The sequence below is a fragment of the Vineibacter terrae genome, from assembly GCF_008039615.1.
Classification (GTDB): Bacteria; Pseudomonadota; Alphaproteobacteria; order Reyranellales; family Reyranellaceae; genus Vineibacter; species Vineibacter terrae.
The window spans coordinates 1-6854 of record NZ_VDUZ01000099.1 but is presented as its reverse complement, the minus strand read 5'-3'; the positions used below and the strand labels follow the sequence as shown (position 1 = coordinate 6854).

Annotated in this window: 7 protein-coding genes and 1 pseudogene; 7 read left to right on the top strand and 1 reads right to left on the bottom strand. The window is 67.7% G+C overall.

What is annotated here, in order from left to right:
* Positions 1 to 150: 150 nt before the first annotated feature.
* Positions 151 to 1155: an LLM class flavin-dependent oxidoreductase gene (locus FHP25_RS40245; RefSeq protein ID WP_178134148.1), complete on the bottom strand. Its 1005-nt coding sequence runs from the start codon at positions 1153 to 1155 to the stop codon at positions 151 to 153.
* 137 nt (positions 1156 to 1292) lie between these two features.
* Between FHP25_RS40245 and FHP25_RS40240 the strand changes: the two genes are divergently transcribed.
* The 7 genes and pseudogenes from FHP25_RS40240 (at position 1293) to FHP25_RS40220 (ending at position 6732) form a co-directional block, all read left to right on the top strand.
* Complete coding sequence (locus FHP25_RS40240) at positions 1293 to 2381, top strand: ABC transporter ATP-binding protein (RefSeq protein ID WP_147852649.1); 1089 nt, start codon at positions 1293 to 1295, stop codon at positions 2379 to 2381.
* Entirely contained in the window at positions 2378 to 3220 is an 843-nt protein-coding gene (locus FHP25_RS40235) for a sugar phosphate isomerase family (RefSeq protein ID WP_147852648.1), read from the top strand. The genes FHP25_RS40240 and FHP25_RS40235 overlap by 4 nt, the downstream gene beginning before the upstream one ends.
* A complete protein-coding gene (locus FHP25_RS41220) occupies positions 3217 to 3363 on the top strand; it encodes a hypothetical protein (protein WP_178134147.1) in 147 nt (48 codons plus the stop codon). The genes FHP25_RS40235 and FHP25_RS41220 overlap by 4 nt, the downstream gene beginning before the upstream one ends.
* Positions 3364 to 3381: 18 nt before the next feature.
* Positions 3382 to 3576, top strand: a pseudogene (locus FHP25_RS42375) (Gfo/Idh/MocA family protein); the annotation flags it as partial.
* On the top strand, positions 3571 to 4242 hold the full coding sequence (locus FHP25_RS40230; protein ID WP_269434427.1) for a Gfo/Idh/MocA family protein: 672 nt from the start codon (positions 3571 to 3573) through the stop codon (positions 4240 to 4242). The pseudogene FHP25_RS42375 and the gene FHP25_RS40230, both read left to right, overlap by 6 nt.
* 88 nt (positions 4243 to 4330) lie before the next feature.
* Entirely contained in the window at positions 4331 to 5584 is a 1254-nt protein-coding gene (locus tag FHP25_RS40225) for an ABC transporter substrate-binding protein (protein WP_147852646.1), read from the top strand.
* Positions 5585 to 5811: 227 nt separating this feature from the next.
* A complete protein-coding gene (locus FHP25_RS40220) occupies positions 5812 to 6732 on the top strand; it encodes a carbohydrate ABC transporter permease (protein ID WP_147852645.1) in 921 nt (306 codons plus the stop codon).
* Positions 6733 to 6854 lie beyond the last annotated feature (122 nt).

Genomic DNA, 6854 nt, shown 5'->3' with positions numbered 1-6854 from the left:
GCAAAGAATTTCGCCGCCTCGAAATTCGGCTCGTAGCTCTCCTCGATGCGGCTCACTCTCGCCGCGCCGATCTTCACCTCGGTCATCGCCTGTCTCCTGGACTGCGATGCCGATCCTCCTGGCCCGACCACAGGGCATCTTGGCCAGCACCTACCGGCGCAGCCTGGCGATCACACCGCCCAGGCGGTCGATGGTGCGCAACGTCGTCTTCTGGTCCAGGCCCGGCCATTGCACGCGCGCCAGGATATGGTTGATCGCGGTTGTCTCGCGGTAATGCTCGATCTGCTCGACCACCTCGCTCTGCGAGCCGATCAGGAAACGGTCAGCTGCGAACCGGTCGAAGTCCTGGCGGATACGGTCGGCCGGCACGAAGCCGCTGTCGCCGCCCCAGCTTGCGTATGATTCGTACTTGAAGGCCAGCGGCTCGCGCACCTCGTCGAGCGCGCGGCCGGTGCCGCTGCCGACATGGCACTCGCGGATGGCGGGAAATTCGCTTGCCGGCGGCAGGCGCGCGGTCGCCCGCGCCTCCTGGAAGAGCGCGCCCAGGCGCCCGGCCGCCTCGCGGCTCACCATCGGCGACGGCATCCAGGCATCGCCCAGCCGCGCGGCGCGCTTGACGGCGACCTCGACGTCACCCGCCAGCCATAGCGGCGGTCCACCCGGCCGCCGGGGCTTGAGGCTGGCCTGGACACCACCAAGCCGATGGAAGCGTCCCTGGTGCTCCACCACCGGATCGCGCCACAGCTTGCGGATCACCTCGATGCCTTCGATGAAGCGCGGCACCCGCTCATTGAACGGCACGCCGATGGAATCGAACTCCTCATGGCGGTAGCCCAGCCCGAGGCCGAGCACGAAATTGCCGCCGGTGAGCCAGTCCATGGTGGCCGCCTCCTCGGCGACAACCACCGGATTGAGCAGCGGCAGCAGCAGCAGGCCCGGCCCCAGCAGCATGCCCTCCGCCTCGGTCGCCAGGCGCGCCAGCAGGGGCATCGCCTGGAACATCTGCAGCGGGCGCGACAGGAAATGCTGCCCGACCATCAGCGATGCGAAACCGTTGGCCTTTGCCGCCCTCACCTGCTCGATCAGATTGGCCAGCTCAGGCCCCAGATCGGCGCCCTCGCGCCACTGCGTCGCCATGTAAAGGCCGATCTTCATTGCCCCGCTCCTCGCGATGGTGGCCATGCCGCGGCCAGTCTGCGGCGGCCGGCGCGCAACAGGCAAGGGCCGAGCGTGCGGGTTGCCCATGGCCTCCGTCTTTGCAAAGCTTCGCCATCGGCAACCGCGGAGCCGCCATGGCCGTCGTCAGCCTGCGCGCCTTGCGAAAATCGTACGGCCCCCACGAGGTCGTGCACGGCGTCGACCTGGAGATCCGGGACGAGGAGTTTGTCGTTCTGGTAGGGCCGTCAGGTTGCGGCAAGAGCACGATCCTGCGCATGCTGGCCGGGCTGGAGGACAACAGCTCGGGCGAGATCGCGATCGACGGCGCCGTGGTCAACGACAAGGAGCCCAAGGACCGCGACATCGCCATGGTCTTCCAGGACTATGCGCTCTACCCGCATATGAGCGTCTTCGAGAACATGGCCTTCTCGCTGCGCTACCGCGGCGTCGACAAGAACGAGATCCGCCGTCGCGTCGAGGAGGCCGCCCGCATCCTCGACATCGGCCCCCTGCTCGAGCGCAAGCCACGCCAGCTCTCCGGCGGCCAGCGCCAGCGCGTGGCCATGGGCCGTGCGATCGTGCGCAAGCCCAAGGTGTTCCTGTTCGACGAGCCGCTCAGCAATCTCGACGCCAAGCTGCGGATCCAGATGCGCACCGAAATCAAGAAGCTGCGCGAGCGCGTCCGCACCACGACGGTTTTCGTGACCCATGACCAGGTGGAAGCGATGACGCTTGCGGACCGCATCGTGGTTCTCAACAGCGGTGTCGTGCTGCAGGTCGGCACGCCCGAGGAGATCTACGACCGGCCGCAGACCACGTTCGTCGCCGGCTTCATCGGCATCGCGCCGATGAACCTGCTGCCCAGCCGGCTGGAGCGCCAGGACGGCCATTGCGTCGCCGTGCTGCCGGGTGGCGCCCGCTTGCCGCTGGAACCGGCGCAGGCCGACAGCGCACCGAGCCGCGACGTCTATGTCGGCCTGCGTCCGGAGCACCTGGAATGGGCGCCGCACGACGACAGCGGTGGCGTCCTTGCCGGCCCTGCCTCCGTTGTCGAGCCGCTCGGATCGGACGTCATGGTCGCCTTCACCGTCGGCGATCACGATGTGCAGGCGCGGCTGCCGCCGCGGACCGTGCGCAGCACCGGCGCGCCGGTCAAGGTGCGGGTCGCGCCCGGCAACATCCATCTGTTCGACCGCGCCAGCGAGCAGCGGCTGGGACCATGAACGCCCTGGCCATCCGCCCCGAGGATCTGGGCCGCGGCAGCCCCTGCCGGCTGGCCATCGTCGATGATGCCGACGCGCTGGCCGCGGCCTTCGCGCAATCGATGATCACGGCGTATCGGGCGGCCAAGGCGGCCGGGCGGCCGCAGGTGGTCTTCATCGTGCCGGTGGGACCGGTCGGCCAGTTCGAGCGCCTGGCCGCTTACGCCAACGAGGCCCGCCTGTCCCTGGCCGATCTCGTGCTCATCAACATGGACGAGTACCTGAGCCCCGACGGGCGGGATTTCATCGCGCCGGATGATCCGCTGAGCTTCCGCGGCCACATGCAGCGCCATCTCTGGGACCGGCTTGATCCGGCCCTGGCACCACCCGCCAGCCATCGCCACTTCCCGGATCCGCGCCGGCCCGAGGCGACAACGGCGCTGATCGCACGGCTGGGCGGTGTCGACGTGGCATTCGGTGGCGTCGGCATCACCGGGCATCTGGCTTTCAATGACCCACCCGAGCCCGGTGACGGGATGGATCTCGACTCCTTTGCCGCCCTGCCGACCCGGGTGGTGCGGCTGAGCCGCGAGACGTTAACCATCAACGCGGTCACCGCCGCGCGCGGCAACATCGACCGCATCCCGCGTCTGGCCGTCACGGTGGGGATGGCGGAGATCCTGGCATCGCGGCAGGTCCGCATCTTCATGAACCGCACGTGGCATTGCGCCATCGTGCGCAAGCTGCTGCACGGCCCGGTCACGCCGGCTGTCCCCGCCTCGCTGCTGCAGCGTCACCCCGATGTCGTGGTCACGATCACCCGCGACGTCGCCCAACTGCCGGAGCCGGAGCTGAGATGAGCCAAGCCATGCCCTTCGCCCTGATCGGCTACGGCGCCTGGGGGCGCTTCCACGCCCGCTCGATCGCCAAGGCGCACAATGCCGATCTGGCCGCCATCGTCGCCCAGGGTGATGCCAATGCCACCGCCGCGGCGCAGGATTAGCCGCAGGCCAGGGTCGCGCGCGACTGGCGGGCCGTGCTCGGCGACCCGGCGATCGAGGCGGTCGCGATCGCCACGCCCAATCACCTCCACGCCGACATCGCCGTCGCGGCGCTGGAGGCCGGCAAGCATGTGTTGCTGGAAAAGCCGATGGCCACGACGCACGCCGACTGCGACCGCATCGTCACCGCCGCCGAGCGCTGCGGACGGGTGCTGACCGTGGGCCATGAGCAACGCCTGTCGCCGCAATGGGGGCGCATCAAATCACTGATCGACGAAGCGGCGATCGGGCGGCCCGAGCACGTGCATGTGACCCTTTTCCGGTTTCCCTATCGCCAGGGGTCGGGCGGCTGGCGCTACGACCGCGCGCGCGTCGGATCGTGGATACTCGAGGAGCCGATCCACTTCTTCGACGTCATACTCTGGTATCTCACCGAGATCGGCCGCCCGACGTCGATCGTCGCGTTCGGCACCGGCGATGCCGCCATGTCGCGCTCGCTCTCGGTGTCGATGCGCTTCCCCGGCGGCGTCACGGCGTCGATCAACCAGATCCTGGCCGGCTTCGAACATCACCAGACCGTCGAGGTGGTGGGCGCCACGGGCGCGATCCGCGCGCTGTGGTCGGGTGTGATGGATCGCACCTTCGAGCCGGTGGCCTCGCTGCGCGTCAAGCGCGCCGGCGCCGAGCAGGACGAGGCGATCGCCATCGAGCGCTCCGGCGAGGTGTTCGAGCTGGAGGCGCAGGCTGTCGCGGCCGTCGAGGCGTTCCGCAGCGGCAGGCCCATCGTCTCGGCCCGCGAAGGTCGTGCGGCCGTGCTGCTGTGCCTGGCGGCGGAGCGCTCGGCGCGCGAGGGGCGCGAGATCGCGGTCGACGAGCTGTAGACGGCGAGCCTATGATTTTTGCCAAAGAGGGCGGCGCCGATCCGCGAGCCGGCATCGTGTGACACGCCCTCCGCCAGGGAGGGAGATCATGACACTGACACGACGCACCGTGCTGAGGACGGGGGCAGCGCTCGCCACTGCCGCTGGGCTGCCGGCGCCGGCAATCGCACAGGCCAAGAAGATCAGCTTCCTCACCTGGAACATCATCGACCAGGCCGAGCTGATCAACGGCTGGATCGCGCGCTTCAAGGCCTCCCGCCCCGGCGTCGACGTCGAGTGGCTCGACAAGAAGGGCCCGGAGATCCCGGCCTTCTACCAGACCCAGCTCACCGCCGGCACGCCGCCCGACGTGATCAACACCCAAGGGGCGCTGGGCCTGGAGTATGCCGCCCAAGGCGCGCTGCTCGACCTGACGAGCTATCTGGCCGCCGAATCCGCCATCAAGAGCCGCTTCAACCAGGACTACCTAGCCAACTGGACGCTCGAGGGGCGCAACTTCATGCTGCCCTTCTACATCACCAAGACGCTGCTGTTCTATAACAAGACGCTGTTCAGCGCTGCCGGCCTGTCGGGCGCGCCACGCAGCTTCGACGAGATCCTCGACGCTGCCGCCCGGATCACCAAGGGCGATGACAGCGGCTTCCTGACATTGAACTTCGACTGGCTGTATTGGCCGCTCTTCGCGATGAACGGCATCGAGCTGCTGTCGCAGGACCTGAAGAAGCCGACCTTCAACACGCCCGTCGCGGCCGGCGTCGTCGAGCGGCTGGCCAAGGCGACGGCTGCCGGCGCCATCAACAAGATCTCGTGGACCGGACGCTGGGTCGAGCCCAACGGCGCCTTCGCGACCGGCAAGGTCGGCATGCTGCATGCCCATTCGCCCGCCTATTTCTTCTTCAAGGGCCAGGGCTCGTGGGTGACGCCCGACACCCTGGGGGTCGCCCATATGCCGGGCAACTACGCGACGCCCAACTCGCATGGGCTGGGCATATCCAAGGGATCGAAGAACCCCGAGCTGGCCTGGGACTTCCTGAAGTTCATCACCGCCGACGACCAGGCCGGCGAGCTCGCCACCCGACGCAAGCTGATCACCGGCAACGCCGGCGTCGACACCGCAAGCCTGGCGGCCCTAGCCAAGACCGATCCGCTGGTGCACAGCGTGCTCAAGACCCAGCTCGAGCACACCGACAAGATGGTCGGCAACTGGCGCCTGGGCAACGACAGCCGGGTGAAGGAAGCCTTCTGGCCCGAGCTGCAGAACGTCCTGCTGGGACGCAAGGACGCCAAGGCGGCGCTGGCCGACGCCGACCGCAAGGTCGAGCGCGAGCTGAAGCGGGCGTGAGGTGCAGTTCTGGTTGGGGTGGGCGGCCAACGCATGTGTCGCAGCTGTGACGTTCCTGTCGTCCTGAGCGAAGCGAAGGACCTTGCGGTAGTCCGGCCGAGGAACGGCAGCGCCGGTGACTTTCTGGTGCCGCCATGGACTGACCGCAAGACCGCAAGGTCCTTCGCTTCGCTCAGGACGACAGGGAACGGAACCGGCTGCCCGCCCCGGGCTGGGCGGTTCGCCCCGTGATCCGCAGCGCCGCTGTCGCCTGGCATCGCCGCAAGCGGACGCGCGAGCTGTTGCTCGTCGCCTGCTTCCTGCTGCCGTCGCTGGCGATCTTCTTCCTCTACCGCCTGCTGCCGCTGGGCTGGAACGTGCTGCTGTCGTTCCAGTACTGGTCGCCGTTGAAGCCGGCGACCTGGGCCGGTTTGGACCACTACGAGGAGATGCTGCTCTACGACGACGTCTTCTGGCAGGCGCTGGGCAACACCGCCATCTTCATTGCCGCATCGCCCATCGCCATAGCCGCGGCGCTGGGCATCGCGCTGCTGGTCAACAGCGACCTCAAGGGCGCGGCGGTCTACCGCACGATCGTCTTCCTATCCTATCCGTTGATGACCGTGGCTGTCGGCATCATCTGGCGCTGGATCTACGACGAGCGCGGCGGCATCCTGAACTACGCCCTGCGGTCGGCCGGTATCGTCGAGCAGCCGGTGCCGTTCCTGCAGAGCTTCGACTGGGCGCTGCCGTCAGTGATCCTGGCCGAGATCTGGCAGGTGCTGGGCTTCTACATGATCATCCTGCTCACCGGGCTGCAGAGCATCCCGCAGCACCTCTATGAGGTCGCGGCGATCGACGGCGTGCCCCGCCGGGCACGCTTCTGGCGCATCACCCTGCCCATGCTGCGGCCGTCGCTGTTCCTCTGCATCGTGGTCGGCATCCTCAATTCGTTCACCAGCTTCGACCTGGTGTACATCATGACCAACGGCGGCCCCGGCCATGCGACCGAGCTGCTGATCACCTACATCTACAAGTCGGGCTTCGGCCAGACCAAGTTCGACTACGCCGCGGCGCTCACCGTCGTGCAGTTCGCGCTGCTGCTGGTGCTGACCTATCTCGCGAACCGGGCTGCCGGCGGCAATGCCGGCGCCATCGAGCGGGACTAGCAGCCTGTCGGACTTGAGCCGAGAGCTGGAATGAGATTCATTATCGAGGGTTGATATTGGCTCGAGCCAGCGTGGTTGTGATGAGTAATTTCCGCCAAGTTGATCGTCAGACCGATTTTTTG

Coding starts and splice junctions, on each gene's coding strand:
- FHP25_RS40240 (WP_147852649.1), top strand. CDS start 1,293: ATGGCCGTCGTCAGCCTGCGCGCCTTGCGAAAATCGTACGGCCCCCAC.
- FHP25_RS40225 (WP_147852646.1), top strand. CDS start 4,331: ATGACACTGACACGACGCACCGTGCTGAGGACGGGGGCAGCGCTCGCC.
- FHP25_RS40245 (WP_178134148.1), bottom strand. CDS start 1,155: ATGAAGATCGGCCTTTACATGGCGACGCAGTGGCGCGAGGGCGCCGAT.
- FHP25_RS41220 (WP_178134147.1), top strand. CDS start 3,217: ATGAGCCAAGCCATGCCCTTCGCCCTGATCGGCTACGGCGCCTGGGGG.
- FHP25_RS40235 (WP_147852648.1), top strand. CDS start 2,378: ATGAACGCCCTGGCCATCCGCCCCGAGGATCTGGGCCGCGGCAGCCCC.